Here is a 21,257-nt window from a genome sequence, read left to right on the forward strand (position 1 = left end):
ATGAAAGTACTTGTAACAGGAGGTTTAGGATTTATAGGCTCTCACACGGTTGTGGAATTGCAAAATGAAGGTTTTGAAGTGATAATTATTGATAATTTATCCAATTCTTCTGAAGAAGTTTTGGTGGGAATTGAGAATATTTCAGGTAAAAAACCGGTTTTTGAAAAGATGGACTTGCGTGAAAAAAATGCTGTAATTTCTTTCTTTGAAAAACACAACGATATAAATGGAGTGATTCACTTTGCTGCTTCTAAAGCGGTTGGTGAAAGTGTTGAAAATCCGTTGTTGTATTACGAAAATAACATCAATACATTGGTTTACGTGTTGCAAGAATTACAGAAAAAAGACGATGCTAGTTTCATATTTAGTTCTTCTTGTACCGTTTACGGTCAAGCCGAAAAAATGCCAATAACCGAAGATGCTCCTGTTCAAATGGCGATGTCTCCTTATGGAAACACGAAACAAATTGGTGAGGAAATCATTACGGAAGTAGCTAAAGTTTCGAATATCAAATCAATTTTATTGAGATATTTCAATCCAATTGGAGCACATCCAACGGCTGAAATTGGGGAATTGCCAATTGGTGTTCCACAAAATTTAGTGCCGTTTATTACACAAACAGGAATGGGACTGCGTCAACAATTAGCGGTTTACGGTGACGATTATCCAACGCCTGATGGAACAGCAGTTCGCGACTACATTCACGTAGTTGATTTGGCGAAAGCCCACGTTGTTGCTTTAAAAAGACTTTTAGAAAATAAAAATATTGATAAAGTAGAAACCTTTAATTTAGGAACAGGAACAGGAAGCTCGGTTTTAGAAGTGATTCATGCTTTTGAGAAAGTTTCAAATCAGAAATTAAATTATAAAATTGTTGGCAGAAGAGAAGGCGATATTACTTCGGCTTACGCCAATACGGATAAAGCGAACGAAGTTTTAGGATGGAAAGCACAATCGACTTTGGAAGAAAGTTTAGCAAGTGCCTGGAAATGGGAACAAAAAATTAGAGCATAAACGTTTCTTACTGTTTTGCAAAATTTTAAAAGTTTCATTTTATATTATTTATCTTTAAAAGAGAAAATGATGTAAAATGAAACTTTTTTTAATTCAATTAATTCTATTTATGAGTACAATAACGATATATGATTTCGACAAGAGCGCTTCTGCAAATGATTGGAGAATTGTTGATGACGTAGTAATGGGTGGACGATCCAACGGACGATTTTCGATTGATAGTGACGGACACGGTATTTTCGAAGGGAAAATTTCATTAGAAAATAATGGTGGATTTTCATCCGTTCGATATCAGTTTGAAAAAGTAGCTGTAACAGAAAACAGTGCAGTTTTGATAACTTTAAAAGGTGATGGCAAAGACTATCAATTTCGCATAAAAGACAAATCTAGCACTTCTTATTCGTATATCACAACTTTCAAAACGTCGGGAGAATGGCAAACTATTGAAATTAAATTATCTGATTTATATCCTTCTTTTCGAGGTCGAAAATTAGATTTGCCAAATTTCGAAAGTGATTTTTTTGAAGAAATTGTGTTTTTAATTGGCAATAAAAGGGAAGAAAATTTTAAATTAGTTTTGGATAAGATTGAATTGAAATAATTATAACTATTTGAAATTCAATTTTATAAATTCACTACATTTGAATATAAATATTTTGCCATGGAAAAGGATAGCACAAATAAGAAAAACGTAGAAGAGCCTTCAACTGTTTATAACGAAAGAAAGCAGCAAAAAGGAATTGGCAAAGACTTTGATTTTGACAAACAGTTTGCTAAAGGTTTGACGATTGAAGAGGCGAAGAAACTTTCGAAATCATTGATGCGTGAGTGGTGGAAAAAAGAGATGTAATTATTGAAGTTGAGGTGATTTATTATTTAGATACACTTATTAATAAATTATACGTTGACGACTATTTTTCATATGTTGAAAATGTAGATTTATATGTTGAAAAAATTTATGAGTTCATTGAAAAAAGTGTCCATATATTTCCCCACAAATCAACACCCAAGGGTTTACTTCATTTAGGAGCAAATTATATCTTCTATAAATCAAACGCTCGAACTACTTGGTATATATTTTTCGAAAAGAATAAAACGAGTTATTTGGTTACAGGCATTTTAAACAACCACTGTTCTGAAGCTCAACTTATTTAATCTGCAGTAATAAATTCGGGTCTGGACAATTTTCCTTATAAAAGCTCAATTCCGTTTTCGAACAAACTCCCGGATAATCACCTTTTTTTCCTTGCAAATCTTTAATTATTTGAAAATGCAAATGTGGTGCATAATCACCATTTATAGGTGGTGCTCCAAGTTGAGCAATAATTTCTCCTTTACTAACTTTTTGACCTTCATGTTTTCCATCTAAACTTTCCAAACTCAAATGTCCATACAAAGTATAAAAAGTCAAGCCTTCAATTTGATGTTCTAAAATAATTGCCGGACCATAATCACCCAAGGCTGTGTTGTTTTGAAAGCTATGAATGGTTCCATCTAAAGCTGCTAGAACATCAGTTCCCGCCTTTATCCATAAATCCAAACCGATGTGAATGTTGCGTTCTTCAACATTAACGTCCTTGAAAACCGTACTTCTTTGGTACAAATTTCGGTGTTCTAAATATCCGCCGTAAGCGACTTTCGAATTATTTTTCGTTAAATGACTTTCAACAAAATCCTCAAATGCATTCGCATCCGTTAAAGGTAAATTCAATTTGTCAGTTGTGGGAGCCGATAAATCGAACGCCACATAATCTTCGTACTCAATTTCAGGAGCGATGACTTTTATGTTTTTTTGCTTTTGTAGAATTTCAATTAGTTTATTCATAGGTTTTAATTTAAAAATCCCCATTTATGTACTAAATGAGGATTTGTAAGATATAAATTTTTAAGGAAATTAAGCCGAAAAAACAGCCGCTTCTTTGTTGATTTTTCCAACCAAACCAATCAGTACTTTTCCTGGTCCTACTTCCGTAAACGAGTCTGCTCCATCTGCAATCATTTGCTGAACTGTTTGCGTCCACTTTACAGGAGCTGTTAATTGTATAATCAAGTTTTTCTTAATTTCATTTGCATCAGCAACTGCGGTAGCGGTTACATTTTGATAAACAGGGCAACTTGGTTCTGAAAATGTAGTCGCTTCAATTGCTGCAGCTAATTCTTCACGAGCCGGTTCCATCATTGGCGAATGAAAAGCACCGCCAACAGGTAAGATCAATGCACGTTTTGCACCAGCTACTTTCATTGCTTCACATGCTTTTTCAACAGCAGAAGTTTCTCCCGAAATCACCAATTGACCTGGACAATTATAGTTTGCTGCAACTACAATTCCATCAATTGAAGCGCAAACTTCCTCCACAACATTATCGGCTAACCCTAAAACGGCAGCCATTGTGGATGGTTTGATTTCACACGCTTTTTGCATTGCCAAAGCTCTTTTGGAAACCAATTGTAATCCGTCTTCAAAAGATAAAGCGCCATTCGCAACTAGAGCAGAAAATTCGCCTAAAGAATGTCCAGCAACCATTTGAGGTTGGAATTCTTCGCCCAAAGTTTTTGCTAAAATAACGGAATGCAAGAAAATAGCGGGTTGTGTTACTTTCGTTTCTTTCAATTGTTCTGCAGTTCCTTCAAACATGATATCTGTAATTCTGAAACCTAAAATAGCATTCGCTTGTTCGAACATTTCTTTGGCTAATGGAGAATTATCATACAAATCTTTACCCATTCCTGTAAATTGAGCGCCTTGTCCTGGAAATATATATGCTTTCATATTTGAATTTTTTTATAATATAGAAAAACAAAAATACTGTATTTAATTAATTCAAACCAATTTCTCAATCACTTTGCAATGCATTTGAAAACTTAATCGAGAATAAGTGTAACATTCACGTTTAAATGCGACTTATTAAACAATCAATAATTAAGTCATGAAAAAAATATTCGCAGTTGTTATTTTAGTTTTTGTTGCATTTCTTATGTTTTATTTTGGTCAACCCGTGCTAAATTATGGTTTTGTGCAGTTGCCCATTTTGATTTTATTGTTACTGTTAATTGGCGTGGTACTTTTCACAAAACTAGCGGTCAATCCGGTTAATAAACAATTAATAGTGAGAGAAAAGCCGAGTAAAATTTTCAAAATATTAATTGCTATTGTTCTCGCTTATGTAATTATTGTACCATTAGTTACCTCCTTACCCATGTTTAGAAGTGAAGATTATCGGAGCTTAATAGGTGAAGTTAAAAACGGTAACGACTTGAAAAATCACATCGCACCGATTTCTTTGGATGAAATTCGTGTTGTTGATGAACGATTAGCGATGTTATTGGGTGAAAAAATTATTGGTTCACAACCTTCATTAGGTAGTCAAGCGGAAATTGGAGACTTCACCATTCAGAAAGTAAATAATGAATTGTATTGGGTCGCGCCACTTTTGCACACCGGTTTTCTAAAATGGTTTAATAATAGTGAAGGAACTCCAGGTTATGTAATGGTTTCTGCAACTAATGAACGGGATGTAAAACTAGTACAGGAAGTAAACGGAAAAGCAGTTAAAATCAAGTACCAACCTGAAGCTTTTTTTGGTTCAGAAATCGAGCGACACGTTTATTTTAGCGGTTATGCAACAATTGGTTTAACTGATTTTAGTTTTGAAATTGACGATGCAGGTTTGCCTTTTTGGGTAGTGACAACTTATGATAAAAAAGTAGGTTTTGGCGGAAGCGATGCTACAGGAACGCTTGTTGTAAATGCACAAACGGGTGAAATCACTCAATATTCGATGACGGATACACCACTTTGGGTAGATAGAATTCAACCTTTGCATTTAATTGAAGAACAGCTTTCTGATTGGGGCGAATATGTACAAGGGTATTGGAACTGGTCGAATGAAAATAAGTTAGAAACGACAGAAGGTTTGACGTTAGTTTACGGCGAAAATCACAAATCGTATTGGTACACCGGATTGTCATCTGTAGGCAAAGAAGAATCAACGGTTGGTTTTGTTTTGGTTGACACAAGAACAAAAGAAACAACTTATTACAGACAAAGTGGTGCGACAGAATATGCAGCTCAAAGTTCAGCAGAAGGAAAAGTGCAAGAGAAAGGATATCACGCTTCATTGCCGATTCCGTATGTGATTAATAATATTCCTACCTATGTAATGACGTTGAAAGATGATGGTGGGTTGGTAAAAATGTTTGCGATGGTTTCTATAAAAGATTATACAATTGTAGGTGTTGGAAATACAATGCGGGAAACCTTGATGTCGTATAAAAACGTCTATAATATGGCGGATAATGGTTTAGATGCGAAAAGTTTGACGACCAAGAAAAATTTAAGCTCTGTAATCACACGAATTTCAAACGATATTAAAAATGGAAATAGTTTCTACTACTTTATGGTAAAAGACAGTCCGTCGATTTTCGTGGGTTCGTCCCAATTGTCAAATGAACTTCCGGTGACAAATGTGGGCGATAGTATTCGAATTCATTTTGACGTCGATATGGAACAGATAATTGACGTTTCAGATTTTGATAATCTTTCGATTGGAAAAAAATAAATACTACGATATAGCAAAATATAGATATTATGGAAAATTGGGAGAAAGAAATGAAAGTAACTTTGGATAGTAAAACAAAACAGTTTTCGATTCTGGAAAAACAACATGTAAGCTATACCTATTTTACAAATCTTTTGTCAAGAATTGAAGAGGGTAGTATGGTTACTGATGTAGAATTGCGTTCAAAATTAGAATACGTGATTAATGATATGCCTCAAAAAAACGATGGAAAATTGCGTTATAATAGAACACAACTCATTGAAATCTCGAATTTGCAATTGTATGTTGAGGAGAAATTCGGATTAATTAAGAAGGGTAAGTTTAAGCGTAAATACCTACCATTAGGCTTAACTTTAGGACCTGCATTAGGTTTAGCTTTTGGTGTTTTACTTGGAAAAATAGCATTAGGTTTGCTAATAGGTATTCCAATCGGAATGCTTTTTGGCGTTGCTTATGGAAATAAATTAGAAACTAAAGCTGAAAAAGAGAATAGGGTACTATAGTAAAATAGTTCCCGATAACGGCAATTTTAAAATTGATCGACATATATAAAATGAAGAAACCCTGTTTTAATACTAAAACAGGGTTTCTGATATTTTTAATTTAGCTAGTTCTTACAATAGCAGTTGAATTATTGTTTTAAAAGTTGTAATTCAACATCCAACTTTACGTCTTCGCTTACTAAAACACCACCTGTTTCTAGAGCTGAATTCCAGTTTAATCCCCAATCTTTACGATTGATTTTCCCTGAAATATTCAAACCTGCTTTTGTGTTTCCCCATGGGTCAGTCATTAATCCGCTGAATTCTGCTGGAAATTTTACAAATTTTGTAATTCCATGCATACTTAAATCTCCTGCGATTTCGTAATCGTCAACTGTTTTTGTAAAAGAAGAGGCTTTGAAAGTTAATTTTGGATTATTTTCTACATCAAAAAAATCAGCACTTTTTAAGTGTTTATCTCTATCAGCGTTGTTTGTATTAATTGAATCAACATCTGCAGAAAATTCAATTGTTGCGTTAGAAAAATCGGCTTCATCAGAAATGATTGTTGCCTCGTATTTTTCGAAATTTCCTCTAACATTTGTAAACATCATGTGTTTAACTACGAATCCTATGCTTGAATGTGTTGGGTCAATTGCCCATTTAGTTGTTGCCATTTTTATATTTTTTTATTGTTGTTAATTTTTATAAGACAAAGTTATTGTTTGTCAAATTTTATTTACTTGACCTGGATTATCAAATTAATTTTTCATCGGAATTTCCATTACTAAAAACTTTGAATTTTTAGTAGCTTTAATTTCAATTTCAGAAGCATTTGAAATTCCAATCGCATCTCTAGTTTCTAATTTCTCACCGTCCACTTCAATTTCGCCTTCAATATTCATGATATAGAAACCATTTCCTTCTTTTTTTAAAGTCAATTCTTTTGAAAATTTGGCATCAAAATCACTCAAGTAAAACCATGCATCTTGATGAATCCAAACTCCTTCATCATCAACATTTGGAGATAGAATTTGAGCAAAATCATTTTTCTGTAATGAATTGTCTAAAGTAATTTGTTGGTAACGAGGCGTTACATTTTGTTTGTTTGGAAACAACCAAATTTGAAACAGTTTAGTTCGCATGTCGTCATTTGGGTTGAATTCTGAATGTTGAACTCCCGTTCCAGCACTCATTACTTGAATATCTCCCGTTTTGATGGTTTCGGTATTTCCCATACTGTCCTTGTGAGCCAAATCGCCTTCAAGTGGAATCGTAATGATTTCCATATTGTCGTGTCCGTGTGTTCCAAAACCCATTCCGGCTGCAATCGTATCGTCATTCAAAACTCTTAAAGCACCAAATTGAACACGATTTGGATTGAACCAACTTCCAAAACTAAAACTGTGATGCGCATTTAGCCAACCGTGGTCGGCATGACCTCGAGAATCGGCTTTATGTAAAACTGTATTTTTCATGTCTTTTCACTTTATTGATTTGTATAATACAAATTTACAAAGCGTCTACAGAAAATGCACTTGACCTAGATTATGAAATTATTTTTTCAAAAGTTTGGCTTTCATTCGGCTGAAAAATTCAGGAGTCACGCCAATGTAAGAGGCAATTTGCTTTTGCGGAAGATAGGGGAGAATAGAATGAAATTTTTTCGTAAAAATGTCGTAACGCGCTTCGGCAGTAAAAGTTAGGTTATTAATGAGTCGCTTTTGATTTGCTATTAACGAATTTTCAATTAAAATTCGGAAGAAACGTTCCGTTTTAGGAACTTCAGAATAAAGCTTTTCCTGATTTTCTTTAGTCAATACAATAACTTCTGCATCTTCAATTACTTCGATGAAAAGTTGGCCTGGACGTTGTGAGAGATAACTGTACATATCGGCAATCCACCATTCGGGACAAGCAAAACTGACTACGTGTTCAACGCCATTTTCGTCAATCGTGTAACTTCTTAAAATACCTTTGATCACAAAATAAGATTGCGTACAAACATCAGCCTGTTTTAGTAAAATGGTTTTTGCTTTGAAAGTTTGAGGTTCAGTCAAAAACAAAACACGTCCTTCGTCCTCGGGAGTTAAAGTAACGTGTTTTGCGATATTTTTAAGGAGTAAATTCATTCTTTAAATATAGAAAAAAATGAAATAAATAAATATTTTTTTGCCACAGATTATTTTGATTTAAAAGATTAAATCTGTGGTAATCTTTTGAATCTGTGGCAAAATTTAAATAGAATATTTCCTTGAAATTATATTTTCTATTTCAATTGAACCAATTTTGCGGCTTCAACAGCCCGCTCCACCACTTCTTCAATTGGAGTTTCCAAAGTGTCGTAAGTCAACGCAACTCCCATTCTTCGGCAGGGTCGACTGGTTTTTTTTCCAAAGATTCTAAAATCAGTTTTCGGTAAAGCAGCTATTTTTTCTAAACCAGAGTACGTTATGTCTTCTGAATTTTCTTTCGCAGAAATTACAGCACTTGCACCCGCTTTTTCTAATTTGATTTCGAATATTGGAAAACCTAAAATCGCACGAAGATGCAGTTCAAATTGATTAAAGTTTTGCGTTCCCGCCAAAGTTACCATTCCGGTATCGTGAGGTCTTGGAGATAATTCGGAGAAATAAACGCCGTCGTCAGCGATAAAAAATTCAACACCAAAAATTCCAGCGCCACCTAAAGCTTCGGTAACTTTTTCAGCCATATCTTGAGCTTCAAATAAATCCTTGTCCGAAATAATTGCCGGTTGCCAGCTTTCTTGATAATCACCACGTTCTTGTCGGTGACCAATTGGTGCGCAAAAAAGCGTTGGGTTATTAATTTGGGTAACCGTCAAAAGTGTAATTTCTGAATTGAAATTCACAAAGGCTTCTACAATTACTTCAATCATGTCACCACGCGAACCTTCAAGTGCATAATTCCATGCTTTCTCAATGTCCGCTTCCACTTTAATAGTCGATTGCCCTTTTCCCGACGAACTCATCAAAGGTTTTACCACGCAAGGCATCCCCACTTCTGCAACTGCTTTTTGTAATTCTTCGGAAGTAGTAGCGTATTGATATTTGGCTGTTTTTAGTCCTAATTCTTTTGCAGCTAAATCTCGAATTGCTTTTCGATTCATAGTAAAATTCGCCGCTTTCGCAGATGGAACAACTGTAATTCCTTGTTTTTCGTAATCGTAGAAACGTTCCGTTCGGATGGCTTCAATTTCGGGAACAATATAATCTGGTTTATGTTTAGCAACAATTCTATCTAGTTCCGCACCATTTAGCATATTGATGACTTCAAATCCATTGGCAACTTGCATCGCTGGTGCATTTTCGTAACTGTCAACAGCAATTACCGTTTGACCGATTCGTTGAGCTGCAATTGTGAATTCTTTTCCAAGTTCGCCTGAACCGAGTAATAGTATTTTTGCCATTAGTTAGTGTTTTGTTTGTTTTGAAATTTAATTCGAATAGCTTTCACAGTGAAAAAACTTACGATAAAATTTATAATTGTTGATATAAAAATAATAGACAATAAAGCAATAAGTGAAAAAACAATTAAAGATGTAATAGGAATTACGGATGTTGAAATACCGTTTATTATTTTGTCGACTACGAATAAAAAGAACAAAACTGCGATAATTTTAATAGTTGAAGAAAAGGATAATTTTGATATTATTTGAAAAGTTGATTTGTTAGCTATTAAAGTTATATTTCTACCGGAAATAAATAAAATGATAAGATAAAGAATAGGATAGATAATTCCCCAAAACAAGGATGTTACTTGAAGCCCAAAATCAGCAATTTCTTGAAATACATCTAATAGAAGTGTAGGTTTGAAAATCGCATAAGAAAGTAGTAGACTAAATGGTAAGCCAAATAATACGGCATAGCATCCTCCAATGTTTTCCATTTTTATAGAACCGAGTAATACTATTTTTGCCAATGGGATGAAAATTTAATTTCGACAAAGATAAATTTTGTAACATTAATAAAATAGATTTAGCAGTGAAAGAAATATAATTTTTGACATTTGCCAACTATCCTTTTTTGTTTAATTGTAAATTTGAATTCAGTAATAGAAATAATTATTACCGCATAGAAAAAAACAAATGATAAAAAAAGAATATCTCCATCCGAACGAAGGTTTTTCGCAAGTAGTTGTTGTAGAAGCTGAAGGATACAAAACGCTTCATATTTCTGGACAGATTGGCGAAGGAAAAGATTTAGAGCAACAAACTATTGCTACTTTTCGAAATTTAGAAGTTCTATTGAAAGAGTGTGGTGCTACATTTGAGGATGTAGTAAAAATAAGCACTTATATAGTGAATTTCAATCCTGAAATTGATTTGCCGGTTTTTAGAAAAGTTAGAAAAGAATTTCTTGGAAATGAAAATTATCCCGCGAGCACTTTAGTCGGAGTTTCAATGTTGGGAAATCGGGATTGGTTAATTGAAATTGAAGCGACAGCAATTGTTTTATGTGTGCAATAAAGTAGAAATAAGATTGCCGTGTTTTTCGTATCTTTGAGTATAAAATAATAGAAATTATGACTTTAGTATTAGACAGCACTTCGAAAAAGAAACTTTTATTACTGAAAGAAATAGCTTTGGAAATGGGAGTTAAGGTTTTGCAGTCTCCCAAGCTAGTTGATGAGAATTTGTCAAGCGATACTATTTCAGGTAGTAATTTAAGTAATGAAGATAAAAACTATTTAAGAAGATTGAAAAAAGCTATGCCTGAAATAAAAGAACTTTCATTAGGTAAAAAAAAGGGACAATCTTTAAAATCTTTTTTAGATGAAGTATAATGTCATTGTTAGTGAGCATTTTAAGCGAGAATTTAAAAACTTGCTCAAAAAGCATTCGTCATTAAAAATGATTTACTTCTGTTTGAAGAAAATATTGAGAAAGAACTTATGCTTGCTACCAATCTTGGTGATGGTTTTAAAAAAATTAGGCTGAATATAACTTCAAAAAGAAAAGGCAAAAGTGGAGGCGCTAGAATAATCACTTATGAAACCATAATTAATGTAAGTAATAAAAATGTCGTGTTAGCTTCTATATATGATAAAAGTAAAAAGAGTAGTATAGATATTGTAATTTTAAAAAGAATATTGGATTTATAATGTAAATGCAGATAATGTGTATTTTCTAAATAAGCAAAAACCCCGAAATCTAAAAAATTTCGGGGTTTCCATTTTATATAAAATCTTTATTTAAGCTAATGCTTTCTTGATTCTTGTCAAAGCATCCGTTAATTCCTCTTCGCTTGTCGCATAAGATAATCGCAAGCAGTTAGGATTTCCAAAAGCCTCGCCTGTTACTGTAGCAACATTGGCTTCCGCCAAAAGATACATCGCAAAATCAGTAGCATCTTTAATTTCAGTTCCGTTCAACGTTTTTCCGAAGTACGAAGAAACGTCAGGGAACACATAAAATGCACCTTCAGGAACGTTCAACTTTAATCCTGGAATATCTTGAATTAATTTCACAACTAAATCTCTACGACTTTTAAAAGCAGCAACCATATCATTTAAAACACTTGGATCCGCTTCCACAGCTGCGATTGTTGCTCTTTGTGCAATTGAATTTGCACCGGAAGTAACTTGTCCTTGCATTTTTGTACACGCTTTTGCGATGAATTCTGGAGCTCCGATGTAACCGATTCTCCATCCTGTCATTGCGAATGCTTTTGCAACACCATTCACAGTAATTGTTCTGTCGAACATTCCTGGGATTGATGCAATACTACAGAATGTTCCAGAAAAATTAATGTGTTCGTAAATTTCATCTGAAACGACATAAATAGTTTGCTTCTGTGCCAAAATCACTTTTGATAAAGCAGTTAAATCTTCACGATTAAATACAGAACCACTTGGATTACAAGGAGAACTGTACATTATCATTTTTGTTTTTGGAGTTATCGAAGCTTGCAATTGTTCTGGTGTTATTTTGAAATCCGTTTCAACTGAAGTAGGAACTTCAACAGGAATTCCACCCGCCATTTTTACAATTTCGTAGTAAGAAACCCAGTATGGTGCAGGAAGAATTACCTCATCACCTTCGTTAATCATTACTTGTGCAATATTATATAACGACTGTTTCGCTCCTGTAGAAACAACTACATTTGCAGGTGTGTAATCTAAATCGTTATCACGTTTGAATTTTTTGCAAATCGCTTGTTTCAAATCCATATAACCATCAACTGGCGAATACGTACTGTAGTTTTCGTCAATTGCTTTTTTAGCAGCTTCTTTAATAAAGTCAGGTGTATTAAAGTCAGGTTCACCTAAACTTAAGCTGATGATATCTTTACCTTGTGCTTTTAATTCACGAGCTAAAGCAGCCATAGCCAAGGTTTGTGAAGTTGATACCTTATTAATTCTATCCGATAATTGATTCATGGAATAAAGTTTAAAATGTTATTATTTAGTTACAAATATAAGGCTTTAGTTCAGATTATTAAACCAGAAATACGAATCCTTATTTATTAAAAAAACAAAAATCGGCAACGTGATTTTTGAAATCCGTGCCGATTTATTTATGAGTGAAATATTCAAAATTTTTTAAATTTCGATCAACTATTTAAGCTACCATCATTGGTTTTTGTCCCAGCTCTTTCAAGTGTTTGAAATGAGCAACAACCGCTCCAGTCATTGTTTGAAATTCATGGTACGGCAAGTTGCATTCTTTTGCGGTTTGCTTTACAATTTCTGCAATTTTACCATAGTGAACGTGGCTGATGTGTGGGAATAAATGGTGTTCTACTTGGTGATTTAAACCACCAGTAAACCAGTTTACAATTGCATTTTTTGGAGCAAAATTTGCCGTTGTGTACAATTGGTGAATTGCCCAAGTGTTTTCCATTTCGCCTAATTCGTTTGGAGATGGATTTGTAGTTTCATCAACTACGTGTGCTAATTGAAATACAATACTTAAAATCAAACCAGCTGTGTAATGCATCACAAAAAATCCTATTACAACTTTCCACCAAGCGATTCCAATAACCATTGGTAAAACCAACCAAAGCGAGATGTAAATAATTTTAGTTATTACTAAAACCGTCCATAATTTTGCAGGATTTTGCGGTTCGCCGTAAGATAATTTACGTTTCAAATAAGCTTTCATTTGTTTCCAATCTGTAGTCAAAGCCCAGTTGAATGTCAGTAATCCGTAAAGGAAAACCGAGTAATAATGTTGGAATTTATGAAATTTATACCAAGGCGCTTCTTGCGTAAATCTAATAATTCTTCCTGCATCTAAATCTTCATCGTGACCGTGAATATTCGTATACGTATGGTGTAAAACATTGTGTTGCACTTGCCAGTTGTGAACGTTTCCAGCCAAAATATAGATGCTTCCACCCATAAATTTATTCAACCAAGACTTGTTCGAATACGAACCGTGATTTCCGTCGTGCATTACGTTCATTCCAACGCCAGCCATACCGATTCCGATGACAACTGATAACAAAAGCATTACCCAAAACGGCATGTCTTCTATTGTTAAAATTAAAAAGTAAGGCGTAAGAAACAAGATAAACATGATTGCGGCTTTCACGTGCAATTTCCAGTTTCCGGTTTTTTGTAAGTTGTTTTCCTTAAAATAAGCGTTCACTCTTGAGTTTAACGTTCGGAAAAACTTAAGGCTGTCTTGCTTTGAAAACGTGGGTATATTGGTATTCATATAGTATTTAAATGTAATAAATAAAGATCGTCAAAGATAAAAAATAATAAAATTGAAAACACAACACAAAGGTTAAATATTTGCCTTTTAAAATTCTTACTTTTGTAAAAAAGTTTAAAATGGAAGAAATAACCAAGTATTTCCCTAACCTATCTGATGTTCAGAAACAACAGTTTCAAAAATTAGGCCAAATATATCCCGAATGGAATGGCAAAATCAACGTGATTTCGCGTAAAGATATTGACGAATTGTACACCAAACATGTATTGCATTCGTTGGCAATTGCAAAAATCCAACCTTTCGAACCAGGAACTTACATTTTAGACGTAGGAACGGGTGGCGGTTTTCCAGGAATTCCATTAGCGATTTTATTTCCAGAAACGCGTTTTTATTTGATTGACATTATTTTGAAAAAAATAAAAGTGGTGCAAGCCGTTGCTGAAGAATTAGGATTAAAAAACGTTAAAGCAGAACAAATGCGTGCTGAAAACGTAAAAGGAGATTTCGACTTTATCGTCAGTCGTGCCGTTACCAATATGCCTGATTTCGTTTCTTGGGTGAAAACCAAGATCAAAAAGCAAAACAAACACCAACTTAAAAACGGAATTCTCTACCTAAAAGGTGGCGATTTAACCGAAGAACTAAAAGACTTTCCAAGCGCCAAAGAGTACAACATCGCTGAGTTTTTTGAAGATGAATTCTTCGAAACTAAGAAAGTGGTGCATTTGCCTTTGAAGTTTAAAGCGTAAATTAGGATTGTAAGATTTAAGGACAAAAAGATAGAAAGATATATAAATGAGAACGCCGATTTATATAAATCGGCGTTCTCATTTATATATAAAAAGCAGTTTTTTTAAATTTTAAAATCATAAAAATATTAAAACAAAAAAAACCGAGCCAACTAATTGACTCGGTTATCCTATAAATTGCTCAAAACTGTCAACCGACAACTGTCAACTGACAACAAAGATTATTCCCCTAAAAACGGATATCTATAATCTTCCGGAGTAACAAAAGTTTCTTTAATTGTTCTTGGCGAAGCCCATCTCAACAAGTTCAATGCAGAACCCGCTTTGTCGTTCGTTCCCGAAGCTCTCGCTCCACCAAAAGGTTGCATACCAACAACAGCTCCCGTAGGTTTGTCGTTGATGTAGAAGTTACCAGCTGCATTTTTCAACGCTTCAGTCGCTTCAGCAATTGCATAACGGTCTCCACTGAAAACCGCACCAGTTAAGGCGTAAGGAGAAGTTTCGTCAACCAATTTCAACGTTTCAGCCCATTTTGCATCTTCGTAAACGTAAATAGTCATCACAGGACCGAATAATTCCGTTTCCATAGTTGCATATTTTGGATTCGTAGTCACGATAACCGTAGGCTCAATAAAGTATCCTTTCGATTTGTCATAACCACCACCCACGATGATTTCCGCATCTTTGTCCGCTTTCGCTTGGTCGATGAATTTTGCTAATTTGTCAAATGATTTTTCAGATATAACTGCAGTCACAAAATTTCCAAAATCCTCTGGCGAACCCATTTTCATAGATTTCACGTCTTTAATCAACAAGTCTTTGGCTTCAGCCCACATACTTTGCGGAAGATAAGCTCTTGAAGCTGCCGAACATTTTTGACCTTGAAATTCAAAAGCACCACGAGAAATTCCCGTAACCACTTGTTTCACATTTGCAGTTGGATGTGCAACGATGAAATCTTTTCCACCCGTTTCACCTACGATTCTTGGATACGTTTTATAGTTGCCAATGTTTGTTCCAATTTTTCCCCAAATACTATTAAATACACCTGTCGAACCTGTAAAGTGAACACCAGCTAAATTTGGATTAGATAAAACAACCTCCGAAACCATTTCAGAATCGCCTAAAACCATATTGATAACACCATCAGGTAAACCTGCTTCTTTAAAAATTTGCATCAATATTTCAGCCGAAAAAACTTGCGTTGCAGCCGGTTTCCATACCACTGTATTTCCCATCAATGCAGCACTCGCCGGAAGATTTCCTGCAATAGCCGTAAAGTTAAAAGGAGTAATTGCATATACAAATCCTTCTAAAGGACGGTATTCTAAACGGTTCCAAACAGATGAATCTGATTTTGGTTGGTCTGCATAAATCTGCGTCATGAACTCCACGTTAAAACGCAAGAAGTCAATATACTCACAAGAAGCGTCAATTTCCGCCTGATAAATCGTCTTTGATTGCGCAATCATCGTAGCCGCGTTAATTCTCGCACGGTACGGACCAGCAACTAACTCTGCCGCTTTCAAGAAGATCGCTGCACGTTGTTCCCAAGCCAAGTTTGCCCAGTTTTCTTTCGCATCAAGAGCAGCCGTAATCGCTTGCTCAATGTGCTTTTTCTCTGCAAGATGGTACGTCCCAACCACATGTTTATGGTCGTGAGGTGCCGTCATATTTACAGTGTTTCCCGTTCTGATTTGTTCGCTACCTATGTAACTAGGCACCTCAATCTTCTCGTTCCACATTTTTTTATAAGCTTCTAAAACCGCTTTTTTCTCCGGGCTATTTGGTGCATAAGATTTCACCGGCTCGTTAACCGCTTTAGGCACATTAAAAAATCCTTTTAACATAATATCGTATTTTATAAATTTATCAAAAAAAATCTGCGGCAAATGTACAAAATCAGATTTACAAAAGTCTATTTTTAAGACAACATCAACATTTTCAGTACTACAATTAGGAGCGAATCGGTAGTGCTTTTTCAGGTTTCCTTATTCCCGCCATCATCCCGCATCTCGCTCGAAAAAAAGCGAGGATGCTCCTTTCTGTCGCGGCTAGGGGAGTTTCTTGGGTTTTTTTGGGGGTGTTTTGGGTTTTGAAGAAAGTGAAATTACATCAAGCACAACTTTGTCATCTTGACTACGGAAGGGTCACATGACTTTTGCAGAAATATCTTCACGGATATTTGTTAATCCGAAGGATCAGATCTTTTTAGCTAAAAGTCGAAGTAATTTATTAATTATCTCATTTGGTTATTGATCTGATTTTGTGAGAGAGGATAATTAACCTAAATGATTTATATTTGGAGAAAGTTGTAAAAACTTAAGAACATTTACTAGTTGGCAGTAATTATACCGCAGAATCAGAAATTTAGACCTAAAAACAATGAATAAATTGAAAATATTTTACGTTTTATTTTTAGTGATTTTAATAAATTCTTGTAAAGAAAAAACAAGTTCAATAAAAACTTTCATTTTCTCTAATGAATCAATGCCTTTTGATTATTCAATAAAACTGAATTCTTTTGATTCAATTTATCTTCAAACAAGATTTCCTAATCCTGAAAAGGATGAATTTGGAATCTTAAGAAAAGAAGAAAAAGACTCTTTATTCGATTTGCTTGAAAAAATTGATTTTTCAAAATATAAGACGAGTTATTCTGACGAACATTTACAAGATGGCGAAGCTTTTAGATTTATAATAAAACGTGATAAAAAAATAGATTCAATTTTTGTTTATGGCGATAATGGTCCAAAAGAATTTTATGAACTTGCCGAAAAAATCAAAATATTAATAAGCAAAACTGAATTCAAAAAAATAAATGGAAAAATAGATTTTGAAAAATTAAATTATAAAATGCTTCCTCCTCCTCCACCCCCGCCAGCGCGAGCGTCCCGCTCGTGCCACCCAAGTAATATAATAACAAATTTTCCTTCGTAATTGGGTACGAGCTTGACGCTCGCACGAGCATCAATAGCAACATATCTAAAAAAAATGATTAACATAAAACTCCCATTCAACAAACGTAAACTACTTTCTTAATAACTAGAACTACCATTCAATAAACGTGAACTACTTTATTAATAACTAGATCTACAAATTAATAAACGTGAACTACTTTTTTAATTATTAGAACTACCAATCAATAAACGTGAACTACTTTATTAATAAGTAGAACTACCAATCAATAAACGTAAACTACTTTATTAATAACTAGAACTAACAATCAATAAACGTGAACTACTTTATTAATCTCGTTTATACATTTATTACTTGTGTACTCTACGGTAAAAGAAACCTTTCCTAAAAAACAATAAACAACTCTTAAAATAATATTCTGAAAAATAATTTTGTATTAAATTATTACATACATTTGACTTGTAACAATTTAAATTACAGTAGTATGGCACGAAAAAAATTAATTCGAGTTCCGGACTTTGACAAGGCAAAAACGCGCTTGGCATCTATTAAAAGTATTGATAAATCTTTAGATTTAGGCAGCGATATAACCGCAGCCAAGTATGAAGCGGAAGTAAACAAGTTTGCTGATGATTTGAATGCCTACAATACCGCATTGAGCACCATTGATGATTTATACAATTCATGCATTGCACAAATTGACGTGCTAAAAGATTGGAATGAACGTGTGTTGAGTGGGGTTGCTGCCAAATATGGCAAAAACAGTTCGCAGTATGAAATGGCAGGTGGAACAAAGAAAAGTGAGCGAAAAAAACCGACACCAAAAAAACCTTGATGATGTTACAATAGTCCCATAAATAAGTAAAAATTTATGGGATTATTTATTTTGAAAAAAACTTATTTTATCCGCCCCATTTTCCTCCACCAAAAAAGAAGCCCAAATGAATTCCGATGTATGAATTAGATACGGTCCCATTTTTAACTCCTGAATTATTTTGCAAAAGCGATTCTGGAATCATATTATATTCAACTCCAATTCTAAATTTAGCCCACTCAAATCCGCCTCTCACTAAAGCACCGAATTTCCCGTCTGTTTCCCACCTACCTTCTGAACTATCATAATAAACATCCTCATCTAATTTAAAATTTGCAACTCCGTAATAACCTGCACCTCCTCCAATATAAGGAGCAAAAGAGCTGCCGTCCTTATTAAAATAGTAGTCATAAGTGGCTACATAAGAGCCATTAGCGGCAATATGTCCACTAGTATTTTTGCCATCTATCCTAATAACAGTAGGTACCATTGCAGCCACACCCATTCGTAAACCAACATTCATATTATCCCTAATGTTATATTTAGGCTCCAAAGAAAAGAGCAAACCACTACCTCCGCCCGAAGGCAAAGCCACTCCGAAATCTAGTCCAACTCTAAAACCCTGTTCTCTTTGAGCATACGTATTTGCTAGTGTAAAAAACACGGCAATCACTAACGTAATTTTTTTCATTCTTGGTGGTCTATTTGTTCCCGTTAAAAATATATTTAAAATTCATTAAATACAAATATAGTTAGCCAACTTATGCAAGCGTTTCTAACGAGTCGAAGTTCACTGCTATCCCCAAATTTTTTCGTGGAATTTAGTTTAAAAGAGGTGTACGAACTTCGCAAATTTCAATCTTCTTAATACTAATAATCCAAAAAAAAACCGCTTCAACTGAAACGGTTCCTATATTATAAGAAAATTTTACTTACCAAACAATCCTCCTAAAAGTCCACCCAAACCACCTTCGTCCGATTTTTTATTAGAATCACCACCCATCAGTCCACCAAGTAGGTCGTTCAAAGGATTTCCACCTGATGCGCTATTTCCACCGCCAAGCAATCCGCCTAATATATCATTCAAAGGATTACTAGGTTCCGCTTTTGCATCAGTAGATGCTTTTCCTAAAATCCCACCAAGTAAATCCGACAATCCACCGCCGCTTGAAACGCCTGAATCTTGCTTTTGTTTACCAATGTAACCCATAACAAGCGGAGCTAAAGTTGCCAACAATGGTCCAATTGTACTCATCGAAATTCCTGTTTTGTTTGCTAGAGAACTTTCCATATCACTTTTTTTATCACCAAAAATATGGTCCAAAATGGAATTTCCTTCCGATTCTTTTTCCAGCGCTTCTGAAGGATTGTTTAAAATACTACCATTATGGTCTTTGTCCAATGCTTTGTTTAAAGATTCAGCTTCATCTGAATCTTCCGACTTGTTTTTTAAATACATTATAATAAGTGGAACAGCCACAGCCGCCAACCCAATCATCTGACCTTTGCTGATTCCGAATTTATTTTCAGCATCTTCAGCAACTTTATTTCCAGTATTTCCAGTGATTAAATCTATTAAACTCATAGTGTACTATTTTTTTGTATTTAATAAAGATAGAGAATTACAACAACATCCTTGATTATAATTTTTCTGTTTTTAGTTCTAAAATTTAATGTGCGATTCGGAACTGTGTATTAAATTGCAAAATTTCACAACTAATGACTAGAGAAGTTATAATTCAGGACTTACAATTTTCATTAAATTTACTACAACTGCGAAAACGAAAAGTAGTCGTAGTAAAAACCTATTAAAAATCACAAAATGAAATTGAAACACTTACTTATATTTTTAGTTTTTACCGTTTTCGCGTGTAATAAAAACAAATCTAGTGAGACGGAAATAATTACAAATACTGTTTCCGCAGATACAATACAAGTTGAAAAACCTATAGAACAAAGCGAAGTTTTAAAAGAATATAAAAATGAACGATTCCGAAAAGTTACTTTGGAAAAATTGGGCGACAATAAATTTCGAGTAAAAGGTCAAGCTCAAGTTTTCGAAGCCACAATAAATTGGTCAGTTGAAGACGGACATTATGTTATAATTGACGGATTTACGACCACAACAATTGGAGCACCAGAATGGGGTGATTTTGATTTCACTTTTGAAGCAAAAAAAGCGGAACAGAATTCGGCACTAACATTAATTTTATTTGAAGAAAGTGCCAAAGATGGAAGTCAACTTTACACATTACCTATTTCACTAGAGTAATATCAAGCAATTTTTCACATTTAAAAATTGTACAAATGACAAATTTAAATTATCTAATATTAGTATTTTTATTATTTCAAATTTCATATGCTCAAGTAGGAATTCATAATGATGAGGCCAAAATTAAAATTTTAGAAAGAGGACAATTAATTGAAACTTTTAAATTACGTTCAAATACTGTATTTGTGATAAATGGCGTCCCATATTCTGAAAATGACAGTCTTATTTTAAATGATAAGTTGCGAAATATAAGTCAGGTTATATCTGGAATCACTTCCATTAAAAACGAAGGACAAATTGGAATCGGTCGTAATGATGTAATCTTAATTAGTTACGCATCAATTTTAAAACCTAAAATTGTTCGAAAAAAATATAGAAAAGTAAAAAAATTATTCACTGATATTTATTACGGTTCATCTCAGCACATATTCACCGGTGGAACTGACCCCGTGCTATACGTCGATAATAAGAAAGTTTTTCATTTCGAAGCTAAGAAAGTACTTCAAAATTTAGAAGAAAAAGAAATTGCTGATATAATTATAAAACTGGAGCCTCAAGAAGTAAAGTATTTTGGGCAAAATGCTAAAAACGGAATGGTAATTATTTGGACAAAAAGGGGGCTTAGTACTAAAATAAATAATTAATATTGATTGACAGATTTCTTATATGTTGTCAGGATAATGAAAGAAGCGTCACATCACTTTTGGTTATAAGATTTTTGGAACTTTCCAACTTTGATTGTCATTATTGCGAGTTAAAATAAA

At 34.0% G+C, this 21,257-nt stretch carries 25 protein-coding genes; 13 read left to right on the forward strand and 12 right to left on the reverse strand.

The window, feature by feature from the left end:
- From galE to YWA_RS0101230, 3 genes are all read left to right on the forward strand, one after another.
- On the forward strand, window positions 1-1,014 hold the full coding sequence (galE, locus tag YWA_RS0101220; RefSeq protein WP_022826673.1) for a UDP-glucose 4-epimerase GalE: 1,014 nt from the start codon (window positions 1-3) through the stop codon (window positions 1,012-1,014).
- Window positions 1,015-1,123: 109 nt separating this feature from the next.
- Window positions 1,124-1,615 (forward strand): CIA30 family protein, encoded by a 492-nt coding sequence (locus YWA_RS0101225; protein ID WP_026718498.1) that lies wholly within the window; start codon window positions 1,124-1,126, stop codon window positions 1,613-1,615.
- Window positions 1,616-1,675: 60 nt separating this feature from the next.
- On the forward strand, window positions 1,676-1,864 hold the full coding sequence (locus YWA_RS0101230; RefSeq protein ID WP_022826675.1) for a hypothetical protein: 189 nt from the start codon (window positions 1,676-1,678) through the stop codon (window positions 1,862-1,864).
- Window positions 1,865-2,161: 297 nt separating this feature from the next.
- Here YWA_RS0101230 and YWA_RS0101240 read toward each other — a convergent pair whose 3' ends face one another.
- Entirely contained in the window at window positions 2,162-2,839 is a 678-nt protein-coding gene (locus YWA_RS0101240; protein ID WP_026718499.1) for a peptidoglycan DD-metalloendopeptidase family protein, read from the reverse strand.
- A 69-nt stretch (window positions 2,840-2,908) separates the two neighbouring features.
- Window positions 2,909-3,784 (reverse strand): ACP S-malonyltransferase, encoded by an 876-nt coding sequence (gene fabD, locus YWA_RS0101245; protein WP_022826678.1) that lies wholly within the window; start codon window positions 3,782-3,784, stop codon window positions 2,909-2,911.
- Window positions 3,785-3,941: 157 nt separating this feature from the next.
- Here fabD and YWA_RS0101250 point away from each other — a divergent pair, with 157 nt between their 5' ends.
- Both YWA_RS0101250 and YWA_RS14455 read left to right on the forward strand, forming a co-directional pair.
- Complete coding sequence (locus YWA_RS0101250; RefSeq protein ID WP_022826679.1) at window positions 3,942-5,573, forward strand: hypothetical protein; 1,632 nt, start codon at window positions 3,942-3,944, stop codon at window positions 5,571-5,573.
- A gap of 29 nt (window positions 5,574-5,602) precedes the next feature.
- Window positions 5,603-6,076, forward strand: a complete 474-nt coding sequence (locus YWA_RS14455; RefSeq protein WP_022826680.1) for a DUF389 domain-containing protein — start codon at window positions 5,603-5,605, stop codon at window positions 6,074-6,076.
- 128 nt (window positions 6,077-6,204) lie between these two features.
- On the opposite strand, the gene YWA_RS0101260 is transcribed toward YWA_RS14455, so the two are convergent.
- From YWA_RS0101260 to YWA_RS15605, 5 genes are all read right to left on the reverse strand, one after another.
- Window positions 6,205-6,732 (reverse strand): YceI family protein, encoded by a 528-nt coding sequence (locus YWA_RS0101260; RefSeq protein ID WP_022826681.1) that lies wholly within the window; start codon window positions 6,730-6,732, stop codon window positions 6,205-6,207.
- 84 nt (window positions 6,733-6,816) lie between these two features.
- Entirely contained in the window at window positions 6,817-7,533 is a 717-nt protein-coding gene (locus YWA_RS0101265; protein WP_022826682.1) for a pirin family protein, read from the reverse strand.
- Window positions 7,534-7,611: 78 nt separating this feature from the next.
- Window positions 7,612-8,187, reverse strand: a complete 576-nt coding sequence (locus tag YWA_RS0101270; RefSeq protein WP_022826683.1) for a Crp/Fnr family transcriptional regulator — start codon at window positions 8,185-8,187, stop codon at window positions 7,612-7,614.
- Between the two features lie 137 nt (window positions 8,188-8,324).
- Complete coding sequence (gene purT, locus YWA_RS0101275) at window positions 8,325-9,485, reverse strand: formate-dependent phosphoribosylglycinamide formyltransferase (RefSeq protein WP_022826684.1); 1,161 nt, start codon at window positions 9,483-9,485, stop codon at window positions 8,325-8,327.
- Window positions 9,485-9,997: a hypothetical protein gene (locus YWA_RS15605; RefSeq protein WP_157505273.1), complete on the reverse strand. Its 513-nt coding sequence runs from the start codon at window positions 9,995-9,997 to the stop codon at window positions 9,485-9,487. The genes purT and YWA_RS15605 overlap by 1 nt, the downstream gene beginning before the upstream one ends.
- A 166-nt stretch (window positions 9,998-10,163) precedes the next feature.
- On the opposite strand from YWA_RS15605, the gene YWA_RS0101285 reads away from it, so the two are divergent.
- The 3 genes from YWA_RS0101285 (at window position 10,164) to YWA_RS15250 (ending at window position 11,179) form a co-directional block, all read left to right on the forward strand.
- Window positions 10,164-10,544, forward strand: coding sequence for a RidA family protein (locus YWA_RS0101285; protein WP_022826686.1), 381 nt, complete (start codon window positions 10,164-10,166; stop codon window positions 10,542-10,544).
- A gap of 56 nt (window positions 10,545-10,600) precedes the next feature.
- Window positions 10,601-10,861 (forward strand): hypothetical protein, encoded by a 261-nt coding sequence (locus YWA_RS0101290; protein ID WP_022826687.1) that lies wholly within the window; start codon window positions 10,601-10,603, stop codon window positions 10,859-10,861.
- A 108-nt stretch (window positions 10,862-10,969) separates the two neighbouring features.
- A complete protein-coding gene (locus YWA_RS15250; protein WP_051126911.1) occupies window positions 10,970-11,179 on the forward strand; it encodes a hypothetical protein in 210 nt (69 codons plus the stop codon).
- Between the two features lie 90 nt (window positions 11,180-11,269).
- Here the strand turns inward: YWA_RS15250 and YWA_RS0101300 are convergent, their stop codons facing one another.
- On the reverse strand, window positions 11,270-12,457 hold the full coding sequence (locus YWA_RS0101300; protein ID WP_022826688.1) for a pyridoxal phosphate-dependent aminotransferase: 1,188 nt from the start codon (window positions 12,455-12,457) through the stop codon (window positions 11,270-11,272).
- Between the two features lie 181 nt (window positions 12,458-12,638).
- On the reverse strand, window positions 12,639-13,739 hold the full coding sequence (locus YWA_RS0101305) for a fatty acid desaturase family protein (protein ID WP_022826689.1): 1,101 nt from the start codon (window positions 13,737-13,739) through the stop codon (window positions 12,639-12,641).
- A 119-nt stretch (window positions 13,740-13,858) separates the two neighbouring features.
- On the opposite strand from YWA_RS0101305, the gene rsmG reads away from it, so the two are divergent.
- Entirely contained in the window at window positions 13,859-14,488 is a 630-nt protein-coding gene (gene rsmG, locus YWA_RS0101310) for a 16S rRNA (guanine(527)-N(7))-methyltransferase RsmG (protein ID WP_022826690.1), read from the forward strand.
- 221 nt (window positions 14,489-14,709) lie between these two features.
- Here the strand turns inward: rsmG and pruA are convergent, their stop codons facing one another.
- Window positions 14,710-16,338, reverse strand: a complete 1,629-nt coding sequence (gene pruA, locus YWA_RS0101315) for an L-glutamate gamma-semialdehyde dehydrogenase (protein ID WP_026718501.1) — start codon at window positions 16,336-16,338, stop codon at window positions 14,710-14,712.
- 535 nt (window positions 16,339-16,873) lie between these two features.
- On the opposite strand from pruA, the gene YWA_RS0101320 reads away from it, so the two are divergent.
- Together YWA_RS0101320 and YWA_RS0101325 are read left to right on the forward strand one after the other, a co-directional pair.
- Window positions 16,874-17,428 (forward strand): DUF6438 domain-containing protein, encoded by a 555-nt coding sequence (locus YWA_RS0101320; protein ID WP_022826692.1) that lies wholly within the window; start codon window positions 16,874-16,876, stop codon window positions 17,426-17,428.
- Between the two features lie 463 nt (window positions 17,429-17,891).
- Entirely contained in the window at window positions 17,892-18,242 is a 351-nt protein-coding gene (locus YWA_RS0101325; RefSeq protein WP_022826693.1) for a hypothetical protein, read from the forward strand.
- A gap of 67 nt (window positions 18,243-18,309) precedes the next feature.
- Here the strand turns inward: YWA_RS0101325 and YWA_RS0101330 are convergent, their stop codons facing one another.
- Together YWA_RS0101330 and YWA_RS0101335 are read right to left on the reverse strand one after the other, a co-directional pair.
- Window positions 18,310-18,912, reverse strand: coding sequence for a hypothetical protein (locus YWA_RS0101330; RefSeq protein WP_022826694.1), 603 nt, complete (start codon window positions 18,910-18,912; stop codon window positions 18,310-18,312).
- Window positions 18,913-19,149: 237 nt separating this feature from the next.
- Window positions 19,150-19,806, reverse strand: coding sequence for a DUF937 domain-containing protein (locus YWA_RS0101335; protein ID WP_022826695.1), 657 nt, complete (start codon window positions 19,804-19,806; stop codon window positions 19,150-19,152).
- Between the two features lie 237 nt (window positions 19,807-20,043).
- On the opposite strand from YWA_RS0101335, the gene YWA_RS14465 reads away from it, so the two are divergent.
- Both YWA_RS14465 and YWA_RS0101345 read left to right on the forward strand, forming a co-directional pair.
- Window positions 20,044-20,493 carry a Gmad2 immunoglobulin-like domain-containing protein gene (locus tag YWA_RS14465; protein WP_022826696.1) on the forward strand — a complete coding sequence of 150 codons (450 nt, stop codon included), beginning with the start codon at window positions 20,044-20,046 and terminating at the stop codon, window positions 20,491-20,493.
- A gap of 35 nt (window positions 20,494-20,528) precedes the next feature.
- The gene (locus YWA_RS0101345; RefSeq protein WP_022826697.1) at window positions 20,529-21,137 is read left to right on the forward strand and encodes a hypothetical protein; all 609 of its coding nucleotides are present in this window, start codon (window positions 20,529-20,531) and stop codon (window positions 21,135-21,137) included.
- Window positions 21,138-21,257 lie beyond the last annotated feature (120 nt).

The sequence above is a fragment of the Flavobacterium antarcticum DSM 19726 genome, from assembly GCF_000419685.1.
GTDB lineage: Bacteria > Bacteroidota > Bacteroidia > Flavobacteriales > Flavobacteriaceae > Flavobacterium > Flavobacterium antarcticum.

What these genes read in the sequence shown, in the direction of transcription:
- YWA_RS0101300 (WP_022826688.1), bottom strand. Translation starts at nt 12,457, where the DNA reads ATGAATCAATTATCGGATAGAATTAATAAGGTATCAACTTCACAAACC.
- YWA_RS0101225 (WP_026718498.1), top strand. Translation starts at nt 1,124, where the DNA reads ATGAGTACAATAACGATATATGATTTCGACAAGAGCGCTTCTGCAAAT.
- YWA_RS0101240 (WP_026718499.1), bottom strand. Translation starts at nt 2,839, where the DNA reads ATGAATAAACTAATTGAAATTCTACAAAAGCAAAAAAACATAAAAGTC.
- YWA_RS0101290 (WP_022826687.1), top strand. Translation starts at nt 10,601, where the DNA reads ATGACTTTAGTATTAGACAGCACTTCGAAAAAGAAACTTTTATTACTG.
- YWA_RS14465 (WP_022826696.1), top strand. Translation starts at nt 20,044, where the DNA reads ATGAAATTGAAACACTTACTTATATTTTTAGTTTTTACCGTTTTCGCG.
- YWA_RS0101325 (WP_022826693.1), top strand. Translation starts at nt 17,892, where the DNA reads ATGGCACGAAAAAAATTAATTCGAGTTCCGGACTTTGACAAGGCAAAA.
- YWA_RS0101270 (WP_022826683.1), bottom strand. Translation starts at nt 8,187, where the DNA reads ATGAATTTACTCCTTAAAAATATCGCAAAACACGTTACTTTAACTCCC.
- YWA_RS0101320 (WP_022826692.1), top strand. Translation starts at nt 16,874, where the DNA reads ATGAATAAATTGAAAATATTTTACGTTTTATTTTTAGTGATTTTAATA.
- YWA_RS0101230 (WP_022826675.1), top strand. Translation starts at nt 1,676, where the DNA reads ATGGAAAAGGATAGCACAAATAAGAAAAACGTAGAAGAGCCTTCAACT.
- YWA_RS0101265 (WP_022826682.1), bottom strand. Translation starts at nt 7,533, where the DNA reads ATGAAAAATACAGTTTTACATAAAGCCGATTCTCGAGGTCATGCCGAC.
- YWA_RS0101285 (WP_022826686.1), top strand. Translation starts at nt 10,164, where the DNA reads ATGATAAAAAAAGAATATCTCCATCCGAACGAAGGTTTTTCGCAAGTA.
- rsmG (WP_022826690.1), top strand. Translation starts at nt 13,859, where the DNA reads ATGGAAGAAATAACCAAGTATTTCCCTAACCTATCTGATGTTCAGAAA.
- YWA_RS0101305 (WP_022826689.1), bottom strand. Translation starts at nt 13,739, where the DNA reads ATGAATACCAATATACCCACGTTTTCAAAGCAAGACAGCCTTAAGTTT.
- YWA_RS14455 (WP_022826680.1), top strand. Translation starts at nt 5,603, where the DNA reads ATGGAAAATTGGGAGAAAGAAATGAAAGTAACTTTGGATAGTAAAACA.
- YWA_RS0101250 (WP_022826679.1), top strand. Translation starts at nt 3,942, where the DNA reads ATGAAAAAAATATTCGCAGTTGTTATTTTAGTTTTTGTTGCATTTCTT.
- purT (WP_022826684.1), bottom strand. Translation starts at nt 9,485, where the DNA reads ATGGCAAAAATACTATTACTCGGTTCAGGCGAACTTGGAAAAGAATTC.
- YWA_RS0101260 (WP_022826681.1), bottom strand. Translation starts at nt 6,732, where the DNA reads ATGGCAACAACTAAATGGGCAATTGACCCAACACATTCAAGCATAGGA.
- YWA_RS0101335 (WP_022826695.1), bottom strand. Translation starts at nt 19,806, where the DNA reads ATGAGTTTAATAGATTTAATCACTGGAAATACTGGAAATAAAGTTGCT.
- YWA_RS0101330 (WP_022826694.1), bottom strand. Translation starts at nt 18,912, where the DNA reads ATGAAAAAAATTACGTTAGTGATTGCCGTGTTTTTTACACTAGCAAAT.
- YWA_RS0101345 (WP_022826697.1), top strand. Translation starts at nt 20,529, where the DNA reads ATGACAAATTTAAATTATCTAATATTAGTATTTTTATTATTTCAAATT.
- pruA (WP_026718501.1), bottom strand. Translation starts at nt 16,338, where the DNA reads ATGTTAAAAGGATTTTTTAATGTGCCTAAAGCGGTTAACGAGCCGGTG.
- galE (WP_022826673.1), top strand. Translation starts at nt 1, where the DNA reads ATGAAAGTACTTGTAACAGGAGGTTTAGGATTTATAGGCTCTCACACG.
- YWA_RS15250 (WP_051126911.1), top strand. Translation starts at nt 10,970, where the DNA reads ATGCTTGCTACCAATCTTGGTGATGGTTTTAAAAAAATTAGGCTGAAT.
- fabD (WP_022826678.1), bottom strand. Translation starts at nt 3,784, where the DNA reads ATGAAAGCATATATATTTCCAGGACAAGGCGCTCAATTTACAGGAATG.